17 protein-coding genes are annotated in these 19,656 nt (G+C 40.3%); 8 read left to right on the top strand and 9 right to left on the bottom strand.

The window, feature by feature from the left end:
* Positions 1 to 2 precede the first annotated feature (2 nt).
* The gene (locus tag ABLB96_RS10795; protein ID WP_348896623.1) at positions 3 to 989 is read left to right on the top strand and encodes an NAD(P)H-quinone oxidoreductase; all 987 of its coding nucleotides are present in this window, start codon (positions 3 to 5) and stop codon (positions 987 to 989) included.
* Between the two features lie 62 nt (positions 990 to 1,051).
* On the opposite strand, the gene ABLB96_RS10790 is transcribed toward ABLB96_RS10795, so the two are convergent.
* Together ABLB96_RS10790 and ABLB96_RS10785 are read right to left on the bottom strand one after the other, a co-directional pair.
* On the bottom strand, positions 1,052 to 1,846 hold the full coding sequence (locus ABLB96_RS10790; RefSeq protein ID WP_348896622.1) for a TorF family putative porin: 795 nt from the start codon (positions 1,844 to 1,846) through the stop codon (positions 1,052 to 1,054).
* Positions 1,847 to 1,927: 81 nt separating this feature from the next.
* Positions 1,928 to 2,842, bottom strand: a complete 915-nt coding sequence (locus ABLB96_RS10785; protein WP_348896621.1) for a LysR family transcriptional regulator — start codon at positions 2,840 to 2,842, stop codon at positions 1,928 to 1,930.
* A gap of 100 nt (positions 2,843 to 2,942) precedes the next feature.
* Here ABLB96_RS10785 and ABLB96_RS10780 point away from each other — a divergent pair, with 100 nt between their 5' ends.
* The 7 genes from ABLB96_RS10780 to pcaD all read left to right on the top strand — a co-directional run bounded on the left by ABLB96_RS10780 (position 2,943) and on the right by pcaD (position 9,429).
* Positions 2,943 to 4,049, top strand: coding sequence for a muconate/chloromuconate family cycloisomerase (locus ABLB96_RS10780; protein ID WP_348896620.1), 1,107 nt, complete (start codon positions 2,943 to 2,945; stop codon positions 4,047 to 4,049).
* 23 nt (positions 4,050 to 4,072) lie between these two features.
* A complete protein-coding gene (gene catC, locus ABLB96_RS10775) occupies positions 4,073 to 4,363 on the top strand; it encodes a muconolactone Delta-isomerase (RefSeq protein ID WP_000897236.1) in 291 nt (96 codons plus the stop codon).
* 160 nt (positions 4,364 to 4,523) lie between these two features.
* Entirely contained in the window at positions 4,524 to 5,444 is a 921-nt protein-coding gene (catA, locus tag ABLB96_RS10770; RefSeq protein ID WP_348896619.1) for a catechol 1,2-dioxygenase, read from the top strand.
* A 134-nt stretch (positions 5,445 to 5,578) separates the two neighbouring features.
* Positions 5,579 to 6,250 (top strand): 3-oxoacid CoA-transferase subunit A, encoded by a 672-nt coding sequence (locus tag ABLB96_RS10765; protein WP_017386040.1) that lies wholly within the window; start codon positions 5,579 to 5,581, stop codon positions 6,248 to 6,250.
* Positions 6,251 to 6,268: 18 nt separating this feature from the next.
* Positions 6,269 to 6,922, top strand: a complete 654-nt coding sequence (locus ABLB96_RS10760; RefSeq protein WP_348896618.1) for a 3-oxoacid CoA-transferase subunit B — start codon at positions 6,269 to 6,271, stop codon at positions 6,920 to 6,922.
* 502 nt (positions 6,923 to 7,424) lie between these two features.
* Entirely contained in the window at positions 7,425 to 8,639 is a 1,215-nt protein-coding gene (gene pcaF / locus ABLB96_RS10755; protein WP_348896617.1) for a 3-oxoadipyl-CoA thiolase, read from the top strand.
* Between the two features lie 10 nt (positions 8,640 to 8,649).
* Positions 8,650 to 9,429 carry a 3-oxoadipate enol-lactonase gene (gene pcaD, locus ABLB96_RS10750; RefSeq protein ID WP_348896616.1) on the top strand — a complete coding sequence of 260 codons (780 nt, stop codon included), beginning with the start codon at positions 8,650 to 8,652 and terminating at the stop codon, positions 9,427 to 9,429.
* Between the two features lie 58 nt (positions 9,430 to 9,487).
* Here the strand turns inward: pcaD and ABLB96_RS10745 are convergent, their stop codons facing one another.
* From ABLB96_RS10745 to ABLB96_RS10715, 7 genes are all read right to left on the bottom strand, one after another.
* Positions 9,488 to 10,975: an NAD-dependent phenylacetaldehyde dehydrogenase gene (locus ABLB96_RS10745; protein WP_348896615.1), complete on the bottom strand. Its 1,488-nt coding sequence runs from the start codon at positions 10,973 to 10,975 to the stop codon at positions 9,488 to 9,490.
* A gap of 43 nt (positions 10,976 to 11,018) precedes the next feature.
* Entirely contained in the window at positions 11,019 to 12,626 is a 1,608-nt protein-coding gene (locus ABLB96_RS10740) for a GMC family oxidoreductase N-terminal domain-containing protein (RefSeq protein WP_348896614.1), read from the bottom strand.
* Between the two features lie 66 nt (positions 12,627 to 12,692).
* Positions 12,693 to 13,946 (bottom strand): hypothetical protein, encoded by a 1,254-nt coding sequence (locus tag ABLB96_RS10735; RefSeq protein WP_348896668.1) that lies wholly within the window; start codon positions 13,944 to 13,946, stop codon positions 12,693 to 12,695.
* 107 nt (positions 13,947 to 14,053) lie between these two features.
* A complete protein-coding gene (gene tynA / locus ABLB96_RS10730) occupies positions 14,054 to 16,369 on the bottom strand; it encodes a primary-amine oxidase (protein WP_348896613.1) in 2,316 nt (771 codons plus the stop codon).
* 209 nt (positions 16,370 to 16,578) lie between these two features.
* Positions 16,579 to 17,493, bottom strand: a complete 915-nt coding sequence (gene feaR, locus ABLB96_RS10725) for a transcriptional regulator FeaR (protein ID WP_348896612.1) — start codon at positions 17,491 to 17,493, stop codon at positions 16,579 to 16,581.
* Between the two features lie 198 nt (positions 17,494 to 17,691).
* A complete protein-coding gene (locus tag ABLB96_RS10720) occupies positions 17,692 to 18,648 on the bottom strand; it encodes a p-hydroxyphenylacetate 3-hydroxylase reductase component (RefSeq protein ID WP_348896611.1) in 957 nt (318 codons plus the stop codon).
* A gap of 45 nt (positions 18,649 to 18,693) precedes the next feature.
* Complete coding sequence (locus ABLB96_RS10715; protein ID WP_348896610.1) at positions 18,694 to 19,647, bottom strand: PDR/VanB family oxidoreductase; 954 nt, start codon at positions 19,645 to 19,647, stop codon at positions 18,694 to 18,696.
* Between the last annotated feature and the right edge of the window lie 9 nt (positions 19,648 to 19,656).

Here is a 19,656-nt window from a genome sequence, read left to right as displayed (position 1 = left end):
TTATGAAATGTATCACTTTTAACGGTGCTGGCGGCCCTGAAGTTATTACAGTTAGTGAAAGACCTATGCCTGAATTAACAGATGATGGGATATTAATTGAAGTTATTGCAGCAGGTATTAACGGTCCAGATGTAATGCAACGCAAAGGTTTGTATGCACCACCGCCGGGTGTGACTGACATTCCTGGTCTAGAAGTTTCCGGAATTGTTAAACAAGTGGGCAAGCAAGTCACTAAGTTTAAAGCTGGAGATGAAGTCTGTGCATTAGTTCCGGGTGGTGGCTATGCTGAATATGTTGTTGCCCATCAAGACAACGTACTCTTTATTCCTGAAGGTCTAACATTAATTGAAGGTGGAATTTTACTAGAAACCTTCATGACAGTTTGGTCACACCTTTTCCAACATGCCAAATTCCGCCCAAACAGTTCAATTTTAATACATGGTGGTACTTCAGGAATTGGTACTACCGCAACGATGTTAACTCGAGCTTTTGGAGCAACCCAAATTTTTACAACCGTATCAAGTAAAGAACATCAAGAGGCGAGTTTAAAAATTGGTGCTGATGTAGCCATAAATTATAATGAAGATGACTTTGTTGAAGTTGTAAAAAAACATACTGATGGTAAAGGTGTGGATTTTGTCTTGGATATTATTGCCGGAGATTACATCCAGCGAAATTATGAAGTCGCTGCAATGAACGGGACAATATTGCAAATAGGTGTGCTTAAAGGGTTAGCGGATAAAGTCAATATTTTTCCAATGTTAGCTAAACGCCTAACTCATACAGGCGCTACCCTACGCTCTCAATCTGCAGAAGCTAAAGCTGAAGTGATGGCAGCACTTCAAGAAAAGGTATGGCCTTTAATTTCAAAAGGACAGATAAAACCCTTATTATACAAAACATTCGATCTTGAAGAAGCTCGCCAAGCTCATGAGTTCCTAGATCAAGGGCAACATGTAGGTAAGTTAGCTTTAATCATCAAGAAATAACAACTGAAAATAAAAAATAAGACTAGTATTAACTGGTCTTATTTTTGCTTAATCAATTTAAATTAAAAGACCTTTTTTACAGACACTGTAAAAGTCGAATCAATCGGATTTGAAACAGGTGCACCTGCCTCACCATTACTATACTTTTTATAGTAGCTATTTTTATCCCATGCTTTTGTATAAGCCAGTCCTGTACTCCAACCATCGCCTAAATCTTTAATGAGTTCGGCTTTAACATCCTGAAAATTAGACTCTGAAAAATTTTTGATTCGCTCATAGCCATAATGAGCCCCAAAAGTCCAAGTGTCATTAATAGGTTGGGTGAAGTTAAGATCTAAATAACTTGAACCTCTAGAACGCTTACCAGCGGGTCCACCCATGGTTTTAGAGTTATAACCGGCATAATCTGGCGTATAGGTAATAAAATATTTAAGACTTAAAGGACCATAACCAATTTGAGGTACGATTTCACCATAGTTATAAGATGTACTGCCCGTTTCAGGCATACTTTTTGCGCCTGGATAGTAATAGTAAAAAACCGACATTCCTAATGAAAATTTATCGATTGTTTTTAAATAGCCTGTATAAACATCCCACTCAACAGAAGCATCCCGAAGATAGTTAGAACTCACACTCGATGCCCAAGTCCCAACAAAAAAGCCATTCGGATTAATATAATCTAGGCCACCTTGCAAGGCAGGTTTGCCCCAAGTTTGTTGGAAACCACGTGAAATATATTGACTAGCAAAAGTAACATTCGCGCTATAAGGAGAGGTTTTTTCTTGTTCTTTTAATTGTTCTGCATGTACAACGCTAGTAGAAATAATAAGTGAAGCTAAACCTAAAATTTTTCTCATCCAATAATTCCTTTTAAATATTACCTATAGGTTTAAAGTTTAAAAATAACATGATATGTCAATTTAAGTCGTATTAAAAAGTTATAAATTCAAATTTCTAGACACATCTTCTTCGCTATAGATCTCTTCAATACAATCTAAAATTTTGGGAATATAAGAACTTTGATCCATGTTGCGCATGGATAGAGAGATTGGACTATAGGCTTCTAAATCTAAGATATTTAAGTAAGTTAAATTTTTCATGCCGATATCACAGGCGCTTTCTGGAATAATACAAATACCTTCGCCGGATGCCACTAACCCCAGTGCCATATGAATTTCTCGCACTTCAGTAAACTTAGCGGGAACAAGCCCTAACTTGGTAAATAAAGCTTGAATAGTGGTCGAAAAATTTGGTTTAGGTGTGGTTGGATAAGAAAAAATAGTCTCATTAATAATTTGGGATAAATAGATTCCTGACTCTTGGAATTCACTTAATGGGTGCTTCTTATGAATCGCGAGTTTTAACTTTTCTTTTCTGAGTAAAAGTCGTTTGATTGCTGGGTCACTAATTGGCAATCGGCCAAAACCTAAATCGATTTTTCCTAACTTTAAAGCTTCGACCTGATCTCGTGTGCCACATTCAATAAGCTCGACATGAATGTCAGGATTTTTTTGTCTAAATAGATAAATGACCTGCGGTAATCGCCCATAAAGAAGTGAACTTACATAACCCACTTTAACCACGTTCTCGACTAGCTTCATTTTTTTAGCCATCGAAGCAGCTTGAGCGGTATGCGTTAAAATTTGAACGGCATGTTGGTAAAAAAACAAACCTGCTTCGGTCACTTTTAATGGACGTGAGCCTTTCACAAACAAATCAATGCCTAGCTCTTCTTCTAGTTTTTTGATTTGACGTGTTAAAGGTGGCTGAGCAATAAAAAGCTTTTCCGCAGCTTTCGTCAGGCTTTGTTCTTCAACAACGGTAACAAAATAACGTAGATGTCTTAATTCCATTAATATACCTTTTTAGTATCTTAAAATACCGTTCTATATCTATTTTAGGCTATTACATTCTTCTATGGTATGTAAACAAGTTTGAAATAGTTGAAACTTCATGTATAGAACCATAGAAACCATACTTGTGGATATTCCAACTATCCGTCCTCACCAGTTGTCTGTAACGACCATGCGTACTCAGACTTTGGTGCTCGTTAAAATTACGACCATGGATGGTATTGTCGGTTGGGGTGAAGCCACCACCATTGGTGGACTGAACTATGGTGAAGAAAGTCCTGAAAGTGTCAAAACTAATATTGATACTTACTTTGCACCATTACTCACATCAGTTAAAGATTTAAACGTTGCACAAACACTCAAATTGATCCGTAAGAATATTAATGGTAACCGTTTTGCGAAATGTGCCATTCAGACTGCCCTACTTGATATTCAGGCAAAACGACTCGGCGTGCCATTAAGCGAAGTTTTAGGTGGACGTCTGCGTAATAGTTTACCTGTACTTTGGACACTCGCGTCTGGCGACACAGAAAAAGATATTGCTGAAGCTCGAAAAATGATTGAGTTAAAACGTCATAACACGTTCAAACTCAAAATCGGCTCACGCCCATTGCAACACGATGTTGACCATGTGATTGCAATTAAAAAAGCACTCGGTGCAGATATTAGTGTACGTGTTGATGTAAATCGTGCATGGTCAGAGCTTGAATGTATTCAAGGTATTCAGCAACTCCAAGATGGTGGAATTGATTTAATTGAACAGCCTTGTGCTATTCAAAATACCGAAGCACTTGCTCGTTTAACACGCCGTTTTGATGTTGCAATTATGGCAGATGAAGCTTTAACAGGCCCTGACAGCGCATACCGTATTGCAAAAAATCATGGTGCAGATGTATTTGCGGTGAAAATTGAACAATCAGGTGGTCTGATCGAAGCATGTGAAGTTGCCAAGATTGCAGGTTTAGCGGGTATCGATCTTTATGGTGGCACCATGCTTGAAGGCCCTGTAGGTAGTATCGCTTCTGCTCATGCGTTTGCGACCTTTGAAACATTAGCGTTTGGCACAGAATTATTTGGTCCGTTATTACTTACCGAAGAAATTTTAAAAGAACCGCTGCGTTATGAAAACTTTGAATTGCACTTGCCAACGGCTCCGGGCTTAGGCATTGAAATTGATGAAGATAAAGTTGAAAAGTTACGTCGTTAAGGCAACAGGATAAGGAGTTTCCCATGTTATTTCATGTACGTATGGATGTGCATATTCCACTTGATATGCCAGCAGACAAAGCAAATGAAATTAAGGCTGTTGAAAAAGCCTATTCGCAAGACTTACAGCGTCAAGGTAAATGGCGCCACATCTGGCGTATTACAGGCCAGTACTCAAACATCAGTATTTTTGATGTCGAGAGCAATGAAGAATTGCACAACATTTTACAGGGTTTACCACTTTATCCTTACATGAACATCGAAGTGATGGCACTCAATCGCCACCCTTCTTCTGTTCGTGATGATGATTCGTAAACCAAAATAATTTTTTAAATGTGATTTCTGAAGTCCATTTAAAACTAAGCATATTTATTCAGAAGGTAACAAGGAACGTGGTAGCAACTATTCGCTAGCAAAACAAAATGCCCGCAGCGCTGCCACCCAAAACCGTATTGCATACTTAAGGAGTTTTAGTATGAACCGTCAACAAATTGATGCGCTTGTAAAACAAATGAATGTCGACACTGCAAAAGGTCAAGTCGATGCACGTGTTCAACAAATTGTGGTGCGCCTTCTCGGGGATTTATTTCAAGCGATCGAAGATTTAGATATCCAACCGTCAGAAGTATGGAAGGGTCTCGAATATTTCACAGATGCAGGTCAAGCAAACGAACTTGGACTTTTGGCTGCTGGTTTAGGTTTAGAGCACTATCTTGATTTACGTGCAGATGAAGCTGATGCCAAAGCTGGTGTTACTGGTGGCACACCTCGTACCATTGAAGGTCCACTTTATGTCGCTGGTGCGCCTGAATCTGTTGGTTTTGCCCGTATGGATGATGGCACTGAATCTGGCAAAATCGATACCTTAATTATTGAAGGTAAAGTAACTGATACTGATGGCAATATCATTGAAAACGCTAAAGTTGAAGTATGGCATGCTAACAGTTTGGGGAACTACTCTTTCTTTGATAAGTCTCAATCTGACTTTAACTTACGCCGTAGTATTTTGACTGATGCAGATGGTAAATATGTTGCATTAACGACTATGCCAGTAGGCTATGGTTGCCCACCAGAAGGCACAACTCAGGCTCTTCTTAACAAATTAGGCCGTCATGGTAACCGTCCATCTCACGTTCACTACTTTGTATCAGCACCGGGTTATCGCAAGCTGACTACTCAATTCAACATTGAGGGTGATGAGTACCTATGGGATGACTTTGCCTTCGCTACTCGTGATGGTTTAGTTGCAACAGCAGTTGATGTGACTGACCCAGCTGAAATTCAACGCCGTGGTTTAGATCACGCTTTCAAACACATCACATTTAACATCGAACTTGTTAAAGATGCTGCTGCTGCACCGTCAACTGAAGTTGAACGCCGTCGCGCTAGCGCTTAATTGAAAGTGTATGTGAGTTAAAAGTTCGCTTTTGACTCACAAAATTTATTCTATTTATTACTACCCTTAAGAATTTAAATAAATTTTTAGCGGTAGTAATACATCACGTTACCTCATGCTCTAAGGTTTCTCACATGATTGACAAAAGTAAGTCCTCACTAAGCGAGGTTCTATCGCAGATTAAAGATGGTGCAACCATTCTGATTGGTGGTTTTGGTACCGCAGGACAACCCGCTGAACTCATTGATGGACTAATTGAACTCGGTGTTAAAGATTTAACTATTGTCAGCAACAATGCCGGTAATGGCGATTACGGTCTGGCGAAACTGCTTAAAGCCGGTTCGGTTAAAAAAGTGATTTGTTCTTTCCCACGTCAGTCCGACTCTTACGTGTTTGATGAATTGTACCGTGCCGGAAAGGTTGAGCTTGAAGTCGTGCCACAAGGCAATCTGGCTTGCCGTATCCAAGCTGCTGGTATGGGATTAGGTGCTGTATTTACCCCAACAGGCTTTGGAACACTTCTAGCTGAAGGTAAGGAAACCCGCGAGATTGATGGTAAAGACTACGTACTTGAATATCCAATCAAGGCTGACTTTGCCTTGATTAAAGCCTACAAGGGCGACCGCTGGGGCAATCTGGTTTACCGTAAATCTGCACGTAACTTTGGTCCGATTATGGCGATGGCTGCTGATGTCACGATTGCTCAGGTTTCAGAAGTTGTGGAGCTAGGTGGATTAGACCCAGAGCACATCATCACCCCAGGTATCTTTGTACAGCACGTTGTACAAGTAGCGCCTGCACAGTAAGCAATAAGGAGAAATAACATGAGCTACCAGAAACTCAGCCGTGACCAGATTGCAAAACGTGTGGCACAAGATATTCCAGATGGTGCCTATGTGAATTTGGGCATCGGTTTACCGACCAAGATTGCAAGCTATTTACCGAATGACAAAGATATTTTTCTTCATTCTGAAAATGGCCTGTTGGCTTTCGGCCCACCGCCAGCGGCAGGTGAAGAAGACCCTGAACTGATTAATGCAGGTAAAGAGTTTGTGACCATGCTCAAAGGCGGCAGCTTTTTCCACCATGGTGATTCATTTGCGATGATGCGTGGTGGTCACCTCGACATTGCCGTGCTTGGCGCATTTCAGGTTGCTTCAAATGGTGACTTGGCGAACTGGCACACAGGTGCACCGGATGCGATTCCTGCTGTTGGTGGTGCAATGGATTTAGCTGTAGGTGCTAAAAAAGTATTTATCACTACCGATCATGTGACCAAACAAGGTGAACCGAAGATTGTGGCTGAGCTCACTTATCCGGTTACAGGTAAACACTGTGTTGATCGTATTTACACCGACCTTTGTGTGATTGACGTGACTAAAGATGGTTTAAAGGTGATTGAGAAAGTTGAAGGTCTTAGTTTTGATGAGTTACAGGCTTTAACGGGTGCAACTTTGATTGATGCGACTCAAGGGTAAGGTTTGAATAGCAAAGCCCTAATAGCCAGTGCTACTACCATCATTGCCTGTAAATGATAGTGATCTTCGAAAGCCCTTTGTATAGGCAATACCTTACTTTTGAAAGGTCAAAAGTAACAAAAACCTTTGTTACTCAGACACAACTTCCCTGTTGTGCTGAGCAATGAGGCGACATCCATGTCGCCAACGCGAAACACTGAATGGAACTCTTTGAATACGGTTCTTGCTTATTAATTTAGATTTTACCGTAATTTACTATCGTGACAGGCGACATGGATGTCGCCCGTTGGACAGGGAGGCATGGAAGCCTCCTCTGTTCAACAAAGGTTTTTGGTTACTTTTTTAAAAAAGTGACAAGAATTAGCTACTGGCATTTGACTCAACACGATAAGACTCCGTCATGACTACTTTGAATTTAGTAACCATGATCAGCACTAGCAAATGCTGAAAAGTCTAACGATGTAGCAATGACAGCAACAGATCTCAAAATGGAAATGTAAGAATGAAAAACGCTTATATCATCGATGCCATCCGTACCCCATTCGGCCGTTATGCCGGTGGCCTTGCTCCTGTCCGTGCCGATGACCTTGGTGCTGTGCCGATTAAAGCACTTATGCAGCGTAATCCGAGTGTAGATTGGGAACAGGTCGATGATGTGATCTATGGCTGTGCCAACCAAGCCGGTGAAGACAACCGCAATGTCGGTCGTATGTCGGCACTGCTTGCAGGTTTACCGTATCAGGTGCCGGCAACCACCATTAACCGTTTGTGTGGTTCTTCACTCGATGCCATTGCCATTGCTGCCCGTGCTATTAAAGCCGGTGAAGCCAATTTGGTAATTGCAGGCGGTGTGGAAAGTATGAGCCGTGCACCTTATGTAATGGGTAAGTCAGACACCGCTTTTGGTCGTAGCCAGAAGATTGAAGACACCACCATGGGATGGCGTTTCATTAACCCTAAACTTAAAGAATTGTATGGTGTAGACACCATGCCCCAGACTGCCGAAAACGTGGCTGAACAGTTTAACGTTAATCGTGCAGATCAGGACCAGTTTGCCTTGGTGAGCCAACAACGCACCGCAAGCGCGCAAGCCAAAGGCTTTTTTTCTAAAGAAATTGTGGCAGTTGAAATCCCTCAGCGTAAGGGTGACGCTGTTGTAATTGATACTGATGAGCATCCACGTGCATCAACGACCCTCGAAGGTTTAAGCAAACTGAAACCAGTTGTAAAAGCAGAGGGAACAGTCACTGCGGGTAATGCTTCAGGTATTAACGATGGTGCAGCAGCATTGCTTATTGCTTCTGATGAAGCCGTGCAAAGCTACAACTTAAAACCACGTGCCAAGATCATTGCTTCAACAGCTGTGGGTGTAGAACCGCGCATTATGGGCTTTGCTCCGGCACCAGCCATTAAAAAATTATTTAAACAAGCCAATCTGACTTTAGATCAGATGGATGTAATTGAGCTCAATGAAGCATTTGCTGCACAGGCTTTGGCCGTGACTCGTGATTTAGGGTTGCCAGACGATAGCAACAAGGTAAATCCAAATGGTGGTGCGATTGCTTTGGGTCATCCACTTGGTGCATCAGGTGCACGCCTAGTCACCACAGCCTTAAACCAGCTTGAACAAATAGGTGGTCGTTATGCCTTATGTTCGATGTGTATTGGTGTAGGTCAAGGAATTGCACTGATTATTGAACGTGTTGAAGCACTTTAAGGAAAAACAAATGCCATCTTTTCAATCTGCCGATGCACAAATTAACTATCAAACCTTTGGCGAGCCATCTTCCCCTGCTCTGGTGTTTTCCAATTCTTTGGGCACCAATTATGGCATGTGGCAAAAACAGTTTAATGAGTTAAAAGATCAATTTTTTGTGATCTGCTATGACACCCGTGGTCACGGTTCATCCTCTACGCCTGACGGCCCATATACGGTAGAGCAACTAGGTGAAGATGTTGTCCGTTTACTCGACCACCTGCATATTAGCAAAGCTGCTTTTTGTGGAATTTCCATGGGAGGTTTAACAGGCCAATGGCTGGCGATTCACTACCCAGACCGTTTTAGTCATGTGGTTGTGGCAAATACTGCCGCTAAAATCGGACAAGAACAAGCATGGCTTGACCGTGCAAAATTAGTACGTGAGCAAGGTTTACAACCGATCGCAGCTACAGCAGCTTCGCGATGGTTTACAGATCCCTTTATCCAAAGTCATGCTTCAATTGTCAACAACCTGTGTAACGACTTAAGTGCTGGCAGCGCAATGGGTTATGCCAATTGTTGTGAGGCTTTGGCTAAAGCGGATGTTCGTGAGCAGTTAAAAGACATCAAAATTTCTGTATTAGTGATTGCTGGAACCCAAGACCCTGTAACCACGATTGCAGATGGTGAGTTTATGCAGCAACGTATTCCGCAATCAAAACTTGCAGAAATAGATGCATCTCATATTTCAAATGTAGAGCAACCAGAAGCTTTTAATAAAATTTTAAAAGATTTTTTATTAGGTTAATTTAATAATTCAAAAGAAATGGCCTATAAAGGCCATTTTTTATATCTGGATTTTAAAGTTAATACCGAATCATGACTGATTTTAATTCGGTGTAATCTTCAATAAATGCATCTGAAAATTCTCTGCCAATTCCCGAAGCTTTCACACCACCAAAAGGAACAGATGGGTCCAAGAATGTATGCATATTGACCCACAAGGTTCCTGCTTCAATTTTAGGAATTAACCGCAAGGCTTTAGACAAGTCATTTGTCCAAATACTTGCGGTTAAACCAAAGCGTGACTGGTTCATAAGCTGAATAAACTCTTCATCAGTTTCAAATGACATTACCCCCACCACTGGACCAAAGGTTTCTTCTGAAAATAAAGGATCATCCGTATTTTTAAAGGAAATTAAAGTCGGCTGTACAAAATACCCAGTCTGATCTAAAGCCTCACCACCAGCAATAATCTGGTTATTGGCTTTTGCCATATCTAAATAATGTTTTACTTTATGAAAATGTGGTTGATTAGAAAGTGGTCCGAACATACTTCCCTCATCCATAGCCGATCCAATTTTGAACTGCGAAAGTGCTTTAGAAAGTTTCTCGACTAATTCATCGTATTTTGTGTGGTGTACAAAAAACCGTTCTGGCGATGCGCAAACTTGACCTTGATGCACAAAAGTTGCTTGTAGTAAAGTCGGTAATATCTCATCAATATTTGCATCAGCCAAAACAGCTATGGCATTTTTACCACCGAGCTCCAGACTTACACGGGTTAAATTGCTGTTCATCGCGAGTTTACCAATCGCAATACCTGTTGGTACGGAACCTGTAAACGAGACTTTCTTAACGTGTGGCGACTCAATTAAATATTGTCCTGTATCGCCCTTACCCGTAACGACATTAATTACACCGGCTGGGATACCTGCCTCAATGGCAAGTTCAGCTAAACGTAATAAAGATAAGCTGGCAAACTCACTTGGTTTAAGCACAATGGTACAGCCAGTTGTTAAAGCTGAGCCGATTTTCCAAACTCCAATCATGAGTGAAAAATTCCAAGGCACAATCCCTGCAACCACACCAATCGGTTGTCTTAAAGTAAAGGCCGTATATTTTTCACCTTGCATAGAAGGAATAGAGGGTTGCATGGTTTGACCATTAATTTTGGTTGCCCAACCAGCAAAATATCTTAAGAAAATAACAGATTGTGCGACTTCAAGATGACGAGAAATATTAATGAGTTTTCCGGTAGACAACGACTCAAGCTGTGCAAGTTCTTCACCATATTGCTCAATTAGGTCTGCTAGCTTGTTCAGTTTAACGCCACGTTCATACGGCGTCGTTTCAGCCCAAGCATTTTGAAAAGCATATTCAGCACTTTTCACCGCATTTTCGACATCTTGTTGATTGCCCATACTAATTTGAGCAACAACTTGTTCAGTGGATGGATTTACAATATCGACTTTATCTAAATGCTCGGCAGCAACTAACTTTCCATCAATAAAATGTCCATGTTGACGCGCCATAAATTGCTGTACGCTTTCTAAAATCTGAACTTCACTCATTTTCTTTTCCTCTTTTCATTTCTAAATATTGATATGACAGCAACTAGGCAACCTGATTCAAAATAAAGTCTGCACCACGTTCACCAATCATGATGGCAATTGCGTTGGTGTTCCCGCTTGGAACTTGTGGGCAAATAGAACAATCCACCACACGCAAGTTTTTAAAACCATGGACTTTTAGGGTCTGATCTGTGACCGAATCTTGCGGAGCATTGCCCATTTTGCAGCTACCTGCGGGGTGATAGACCGTTTTAATGTTCTGACGCATCCATTTATCAATCGCTTCAATGTCATCGGGGGCAGTATTTGCAGGTTCAATCACTTCTTTAACAATTGCTTTCAATGCCGGTTGTTGTAATAGGCGAAGTCCGGCTTGTACTGCACGGATATTGGCGTCAATATCTTCTTGATGACCTAAATAATTAGGGTCAATGATAGGTAAAGCTTTTGGATCTTTACTACTTAAACGTAAAGTTCCGCGTGCTTTTGGCTGTACATGTCCAACTTTAATGGTAAGTCCATGTGCCTGAGCCACTGCTTTTTCACCTGGCGTATTATCAAAATTATCCAGTACAGGTAAAAAATGAAACTGAACATCGGGGCGACCATTGTTGTTGGTGTCAATAAAACCACCACCCTCTAAAATATTGGTGGTTAGCAACCCTGAACGAGTAAAACGCCATTGTAAAAAGTGCCTTACTGCTTTTAAACCTTGGTCTTCACCGAGCAAGCTATTATTGGTTGTTACTGTTGCATTGACTGACATGTGCAAATGATCATGAAAGTTTTCCCCTACAGGTAAATCACGAATACATTCAATGCCGAGTTCATCTAAATGCTGTTTTGGCCCAATTCCCGAAAGTAATAAAACCTTAGGGCTACCAATTGCACCAGCACTGAGAATGACTTCTTTTTGAACCTGTACAGTAATCGGTGATTTTTCGCCAACGCTATAAGTCACCCCAGTGACTTGATCACCTTGGGTTTCAATTTTATGAACCAATGCATCAGTAATCACTGTGAGATCTGGATGGTTTTCGACTGACTTTAAATAGGTTTTTGATGTACTGGCACGTGAACCATTTTGAGTGGTAGTTTGATAAAACCCTACGCCTGCCTGATCCCAACCATTAATATCGTTAACATAGTTCATCCCCATTTGCTGACCCGCCTGAATACAAGCTAGGGTTAAAGGATGGCGATAGCGATTTTCACTGACAGGTAAAATGCCATCTTGTCCGTGATACTCACCAGCAAGGCTTTCATTTTTTTCTGACTTTTTAAAAAATGGCAGTACATGTTGATAAGACCACTGATTGCATCCCCATTCTGAAGCCCATAAATCATAATCCTGACGTTGACCTCGGCAATAGATCATCCCGTTAACCGAGCTGCCACCACCCAACACTTTTCCTTGTGCAAGGATCATTTCACGATGATTACAATATTTTTGCGGAACGGTCATGTATTGCCATGATTTTTGCTGGAATACTTTAACCACCGTTGCAGGTATGGTATGAAACATACTGCTATCTCGGCTTCCTGCTTCTAATACAAGAACTCGTCCTGCCTTGGCCTGTAACAGCCGAGTTGCAACTACACAACCCGCAGAGCCTGCGCCAATCACGATATAGTCATATTGTTTATCCATCTGATTTTATCCTCACTTTATTTTTGTGAATGCACCGCCAATAAATACGGTCTCCTTCGCGCCAATTTAATAGATGTATTGCAGAATCAACTGCCCATACACATTGGTTTTGTCATCGTAGTTTTGAGTACCGTCACTATGGATATCGTGTTTCGGTTTATAGAGTCCGACTAAGGGAATAATGTTGAGCTTTTTATTGAGCGACCAAACCGAAAAAACGTCCAGCTCATGTCCATCTAGATTAGCTAAAGACTTATTGACTGTTTTAAACTTATAGGCCAAAGCGCCCAACATAAAATTTTCCTTCAAGTTCATACTGTAAGAGACTTGATGAATATCTGCATTTTTATTGAATGGACCAGCATAGTTTCCGGCGACTTCTCCTTGAAACCATGTGCCAAACCCGACCGTATTTCCATAAAACATCGGGTCATATTGGTCTGAAAAGTGACTAAAGCGGTAGCCTAATGAAGGCGTATATTTTGAAGATAAAAAGTTATAGTTCAGCCCTAAATAGCCCGCATTTTCTTGACTATCTTTTTTGTCTTGAACAACAAACTCAGACTTTATTTGTAGTTCCGGTAAGGGTTGATAGTTCAAACGTAAAGCATAATTTTTAAGATCTTGTCGTCCTGAAATATGTTCAGAATCTTCAAGGTCTAATACATTTAAATAGGTAAACCCAACGCCCTTATCTTTAAGCTGATACATCAGATCAGTCACAAAAAGCTCAGGTGAAAATTGTGCTTTATTGTCTGACTTTAAATAAGCCAGTTTTAGCGTTGTATTTTTTTGAAGTTTGTATTGAAGCAGACTAGTAAAATCAAAGCTTCGACGCGCTGCCAGATAATATGCCCCGCCGCGATCGAGTGTGCCATCCACAGGAGCTTTACCAAGATTTAGTGCATCACCTGCAATAAAAAAACCATCGCCAATCATGATATTTTGTCGACCAATACTTAAATCATAAGTCGTTAACTCATCTTTATGGGTACCGTCTTTAAAGCCAATGATCCATTCATTCACATCGGTTTTATGTTCTTTGCCATTAGTATTTTGGCCAGCATCACCATCGCCAAATGTTGCCGAGCTAATACCGCTCAAGCTTGCATATAGTTGACTGTTTTGAAAGGTGTATTGCCCTTTAGCACCATATTTAAGATGACCTTCTTGCCAATTGACTCTTTCATTAGCTAGGTTTTCACCGTTATAGCTTTTACCGCTACTAAAAGCTCCAAAAGTTGCTTCAAGAGTTGGGTTAATTTCAAACTCGCCTGCATGTCCAGTTGAAAAAAATGAGACAAAGAGAGTCCCTCTCATAACTTGAGAAAGTAGAGTTTTCATACAAAATCCTTTTTTGTGAATGGTCTACCAGGCGCTCAAGAATGGGGAACTTGCTCGTTACCCATTCTAGTTAATGTGCGTCTTTAGTGATGGTCATGCTGCGGTTTTTGCTCTTCTTCACCCAAGTTTAAAGTCGGAGTGTTGTCAAAGAAGTTCCACGGTTTGATTAAGGTGTAGACCCATTCTGTTGGCATGATTGGCCATTCTTCAGCACGTGCCACATGCGTTGTGCCTGTTGTCATCCAGACCACAAGGTCTTTATTTTCAATATTTTCATTATTGCTAATGAACTGACCCAAGCCTGTATCATGAGTCGAACGGTTTGAATACTTCCCTTCAGGATAGCGCTCATCTGGATTGTACTGCGTCACCCAAATTTGCTTATCCATAAAGTTCAAACGTTTAAATAACCATTCATCTTTTGCAAAATTGGCACCCTTCGCCACTGGGTGTGTTCCACCAGCAAACGGAATAATTTGATAAGAAACCGGATTACCTAGTTTATTTTCCTTGTTAAAGTTAGTGAGTAACCGAATGGTGGAAGGATCGAATTTTTCAGCTGCATTTTGCTCATTGGTAATGACTTTATTGTCAATCTGCATCGAGCTTGTACGCACACCGCCTTTATCACTGGTTTTCACCACAGGGTCCATATGCATAAAGCTGTTGTTTTCCCCATCTATATCCATATCTAGGCGGAAGTTATAAATGTGTTGATGGGTTGTCCCAACAATATTATGGTCAATTAAAGTTCCATATTTGGTGTCTTCTTTGGCGGTACTGTCATGCATGGTGCGTGATTTAACGCCTTTAACAGCTTCAATACCCGTTGCACCGGCATTAATTCCAATTACACCATTTTGGGCAAATACCCAGTCAAACATATAATCATAGTTACCGACTGTACTAATCCAGCGCACCACAAGTTCACGGCGGGCTTCACTGGCATCTTGATTGCCAAAAATTTCGTGATGTTTATATTCAGGTCCAGCATACCGCTCAAAAATGGCAATCGCATTTGGAATGACTTGTGGTTGGCCTTTATAATCTGCGATCACGGCATCAAGTAAAACTGCATTTTCAGGTGCATCGGTGCCTGATTGAATGGATGAGGTCAGCGTACCCATACCATATTCGCCAGAATCTAAATAAGACTTAAAGTACCAACCAATGTCAGGGTCGCCATATGGCACCACCATTCCACCTAGGTTACCCTCATACATGACTTTGCGTTTCACACCTTTGTCTTTATAAGTCACGGTTGAAAGCTGTAGACCAACACGAGAGTCTAACGCGACATGGAAACACCAATTACCCCAGTGTACGGTTTGACCTGTAATGGTAAAGTTCTTACCTTCGGGTTCAGTAATATTGAGTGGTTTTGTCTTGTTTGCTACTGGCTTATCCGACATATAAGGTCGATTTGCCATTGGTACAGGAATGAGCGCGCCTTCTTCAATCTTAATAATTTTTTCTTTATCTAAATCGACTACAGCCACCAAGTTTTCAATAGGATGTGCCCAGTAGTTACCATCCCCAACATCGAGATACGCTACAACTTTTAGTATATTGAGTTGTTTATCTAAACCATCTTTACCGCCAAAATATCCAACAGTTAGTGGTGTCGCAATCACTTTTTTCACGTCAGTAATGCCACGTTTGCGTAATGCATCTTGATATTCTTTACTCGTCTCAACTACACGTTGTACGGTTTCGAAGTTATCTAGCAGTACCATTCCATGGGTATCTTTAAGTACATTCCATTTTGTGACTTGTTGAGTGTTAAGATTCACTTCACCTTCAATCGCCTGATTGCCTTTTAACAAAATAAAAGAGGCGATGCGGTCTTCTTTAAATTCTTTATGGTTAATAAAGAAATCCCAAACCTTGGCTTTTTCTGGTTCTTTAAGTTTTAACTCGGCAAAACGCATATTTTTATAAGCGTATTTTGAGCGATTAATCACATCAAATGTCTTTTTGATTTCGTCAGAATTTAAACTGTTGAGTGGATGAAACGTATTTTCAACTTTAAAAGTTTGATCTAAACCGGACTGGAATACTTCATTAAAAAAATCTTTTCCAATAACAGGTTTACCGTCTTTCATTAATAAAGGCACGCTGAGCTTGAAAGGTTTGCCATTCACTAAAACCTGACCTGAATTAGGTTTGGCTCGTACCACCATAGAACCCTTGGTAATCATATAAGTGTTGGTAAAATCATCTTTGACAACTTTGGCACCCTGCTCATTCATGTTTTGATAAAGCGATACCATTTCGGCATGTCCACCATGCGCATAAGCTTGAGTATTGAGCCCCCAAAAGCTCGCAGCGATTGATAAATTAAGCGCCAATATTTTTTGTATATCATTCAATAATCGTTGTTTACGCATGGTTTTCATCCTTTTCATCTATCCCTGAACTATCTGAATCAGACAGTTAAAATGCACTTTCCGATGTGTGAAATTTCTTAGATCAACTTAATTATTTTGTGATTATTAAGCTTATCTAACCTGTTCTAATTAATTTAATTTCAACACACTTGCATGGGGCTAGCTTGTTCAAGAATGACCTAGAACTTGTCTAAAAATGACATCAAAAGAATAAAGATTTACACCGATATACCCTCTCTAAATTCTTTAGGAGAAATACCGTAAGTCTTTTTGAAGATTTTTGAAAAATGAGCGCCGTCCCAAAAACCCCACTTCAAGGCAATCTGGGTAATTGAGCTTTGTTTGTTTCTTTTATCGAGTAAATCTGCTTTGACTTTTTCTAAACGTTTGAGCTGGATATATTTGTTAATTGATAAGTTTTCTTGCAGAAATAACCGGTAGAGATGTCGTAGTGATACACCAATATGCTCTGCAATTAATTTAGGGGTTAAATCTGGTTTTGCTAAGTTTTCAATAATATATCGCTCAGCCTTTTCCATTAGGTTATTTGAGCTATTAATATTTTTATAATTAATAGTCGGTTTGATTAAGGCAATTAGTGCATCTTCAAAAGCATTACCATCTTCGGTGGCATACCAAAGTTTGATGTTTTCAGGAGACATATTTTTCAAAATATTTTTAAGTAAAAAACCACTCATATTTTGCGTAATAAGTTTTCCAAAGTATTCGGTACTGATATTTTCTTTCAGTAATTTTTCACGCGATAGATGTACTGAAATCTGGCTGACTAAGCCTTGCGGATACATCGAAATGGTTTCGACCGGATCGACCAAAACAATATCACCTTCATTCAAGCTTAGAGTTTCATTTTTATACTCAAGCAGCATTTTCCCCGAATACTGCAAAATCAAAAAACAAAAACGATTATTCACTCGGTCGATTTCATCGGCTTTTCGGACAATTTTATTGGCATTGTTTTTGATAAAAGCAATTTCGGTATCACCCAATAAAAAGCACTGAACTTCACCAATGAATAAATTACGGGTTCCGTCAAAATCGGTTTCAAAATTGCCACACACACTTTTAATATGGTGCGTCCATGTGAGTAATGCATCACTTACATATTGGTTCATCCCTTACCTCTCTATACGCGTCCCACTGCTCAAGACTTCTCTTTTGCTGTGGTTCACTGTCTTGGCTTATTTGCAATCATGTTTTATTGATAAACAAATTGTGTGCCAAAAATCCCTTGTCCATGGAATTCTTTTGATGATAGTCAGCTAGATGTAAAAAAGCTGATAAATCAATTTAATTTATCAGCTTAATGGGGCTTATGCTACACCAGCAAAGTCTCGCAGCATGGTAATAAAAATATCCTTTTGCTCATCAGAATATTTTTTAAAGACTTCATTTTGGTGGCTGTCGGCAATATCAAATAAATACTGCGCCGTTTGTTTACCTTTTTCGGTCAGTGCATACAAATTATCGTGATCGACCAATAAGCCTTCAAATTTTAAAATTTCAGCCGATCTTTCAACTTCCTGCATTGGCATCGCAATATCTCGAGGTAAATCTTCTTTACTTGAAGCGGTACCACTGGCCAAAACGAGCAAGAGACGTGATTCACTGGTACGGAACCCAGAAGCCATTTGTTTAGGAATATAGTCGGTTTGATAAGCTTTAAAAGCACGGCTCATCAAGTAGCAGACATTGTTATATAAATGCCCATAATGTGTTTGGTCTACGCCGTTTTCTTCAGTTTGTTTAACTTGAAGACTTGGATGCGGCATGACACAAGAATATGCACCTTGATGATAAACCAACGGGCTTCGACCTTGGTCATGGAAACGAACCACTTTACCAATAATAATCCAGTGGTCACCACCTTCAATCACTTGATAACGTTCGCACTCAAACACCGCAGAACAATTTTCTAAAATGGGCGTGCTTCCTGCACCAAGTTGAAAATTGGTGTCTGCAAATTTATCAATATTGCGTCTAGAGAACTTATTAGATAGCTCAATTTGCGTGCCTGATAAAATATTGACTGCAAAATGTGTTGCTTGCTCAAATACTGAAAAACTTGAAGATTTTTTATCAATACTCCACAAAATAAGCGGTGGGTCGAGCGACACCGAGTTAAAACTATTTGCGGTTACACCGACTTTCTCACCTTGTGCATTTTGTGCAGTAACAATGGTAACGCCTGTTGCAAAATTTCCTAATGCTCGTCGGAACTGTAGTGGATCGACCGTAAACTCATCTATTTGTTGTAATACATTCATCATCTTTCTCCTAAACCTTCTCTTACATCCATATAAATCGCGAGAACATTAGATATCTAAAACTAATCTCGGTGTTTTAGAACGCGAACAGCACACCAATATTTGTTCATTGCTGGCTTTTTCTTCATCAGTAAAATAAACATCTCGATGATCAGGTTCACCTTCAATCACATCGCACATGCAAGTTCCGCATACGCCTTGCTCACAAGACATTTCAATGTCGATGCCTTCTTTAGCCAAAGCCTGCAAAATGGTTTCGCCTGCTTCAACCAGAATAATTTTTCCGCTACGCTCAGCCACCACCTCAAATGAATCTCCAGAAGTATCAGTTTCAACTTGGAAATATTCTTTGTGGATTTGCTGCTCAGGAAAATTGTGAGTCGTGGCAAGATTAATCACCCAGTCCATAAAACCGATAGGTCCACACGTGTAAATATGGCTTTCAAGATCAATATTTTTAATGGCAGATTCAAAAAACGCTCTGTGGCTTGCACCTTCAGATTTAAAATGGAAAGTTGTATATTTTGCTAACTCACCATTTTTAATTTCATCAACAAAAGCACAGTGTTCAGGGCTAGCGCCGCAGTAATGAAGCTCAAATGATGACCCTTCATGTGCAAGTTGATAGGCCATCGTGATTAATGGCGTAATCCCGATTCCACCGCCAATCAACACACTGTGCTTGGCTTTTAAAAGTGGAAATAAGTTTTTTGGTTCACTGACCTGAATTTGCATGCCATCTTTAATTTCATCAAAAGCCGAGACTGAGCCACCACGTGATTCAGGGTCACGCAAAATTCCCAGCCGAAACTTACCTTCGTCATTTGGATTTTGGCAAAGTGAGTATTGGCGCACCATACCATTTGGTAGGTGCACATCAATATGCGCACCCGCTTCAACCTTTGGCAATGCAGCAGAAGTTGCAGATTCAAATTCCATGACTGCAATATTTCCACCTTCCACATGGCGATTTTTAACGACAACATCATAAAGTGTAGTCATGATTTAACT

The sequence above is a fragment of the Acinetobacter sp. XH1741 genome (assembly GCF_041021895.1).
Lineage (GTDB): Bacteria > Pseudomonadota > Gammaproteobacteria > Pseudomonadales > Moraxellaceae > Acinetobacter.
Note: the sequence above shows the minus strand (reverse complement) of the source record. Positions and strands in the feature narration are given on the sequence as shown.

Coding starts and splice junctions, on each gene's coding strand:
- ABLB96_RS10795 (WP_348896623.1), top strand. CDS start 3: ATGAAATGTATCACTTTTAACGGTGCTGGCGGCCCTGAAGTTATTACA.
- ABLB96_RS10790 (WP_348896622.1), bottom strand. CDS start 1,846: ATGAGAAAAATTTTAGGTTTAGCTTCACTTATTATTTCTACTAGCGTT.
- ABLB96_RS10785 (WP_348896621.1), bottom strand. CDS start 2,842: ATGGAATTAAGACATCTACGTTATTTTGTTACCGTTGTTGAAGAACAA.
- ABLB96_RS10780 (WP_348896620.1), top strand. CDS start 2,943: ATGTATAGAACCATAGAAACCATACTTGTGGATATTCCAACTATCCGT.
- catC (WP_000897236.1), top strand. CDS start 4,073: ATGTTATTTCATGTACGTATGGATGTGCATATTCCACTTGATATGCCA.
- catA (WP_348896619.1), top strand. CDS start 4,524: ATGAACCGTCAACAAATTGATGCGCTTGTAAAACAAATGAATGTCGAC.
- ABLB96_RS10765 (WP_017386040.1), top strand. CDS start 5,579: ATGATTGACAAAAGTAAGTCCTCACTAAGCGAGGTTCTATCGCAGATT.
- ABLB96_RS10760 (WP_348896618.1), top strand. CDS start 6,269: ATGAGCTACCAGAAACTCAGCCGTGACCAGATTGCAAAACGTGTGGCA.
- pcaF (WP_348896617.1), top strand. CDS start 7,425: ATGAAAAACGCTTATATCATCGATGCCATCCGTACCCCATTCGGCCGT.
- pcaD (WP_348896616.1), top strand. CDS start 8,650: ATGCCATCTTTTCAATCTGCCGATGCACAAATTAACTATCAAACCTTT.
- ABLB96_RS10745 (WP_348896615.1), bottom strand. CDS start 10,975: ATGAGTGAAGTTCAGATTTTAGAAAGCGTACAGCAATTTATGGCGCGT.
- ABLB96_RS10740 (WP_348896614.1), bottom strand. CDS start 12,626: ATGGATAAACAATATGACTATATCGTGATTGGCGCAGGCTCTGCGGGT.
- ABLB96_RS10735 (WP_348896668.1), bottom strand. CDS start 13,946: ATGAGAGGGACTCTCTTTGTCTCATTTTTTTCAACTGGACATGCAGGC.
- tynA (WP_348896613.1), bottom strand. CDS start 16,369: ATGAAAACCATGCGTAAACAACGATTATTGAATGATATACAAAAAATA.
- feaR (WP_348896612.1), bottom strand. CDS start 17,493: ATGAACCAATATGTAAGTGATGCATTACTCACATGGACGCACCATATT.
- ABLB96_RS10720 (WP_348896611.1), bottom strand. CDS start 18,648: ATGATGAATGTATTACAACAAATAGATGAGTTTACGGTCGATCCACTA.
- ABLB96_RS10715 (WP_348896610.1), bottom strand. CDS start 19,647: ATGACTACACTTTATGATGTTGTCGTTAAAAATCGCCATGTGGAAGGT.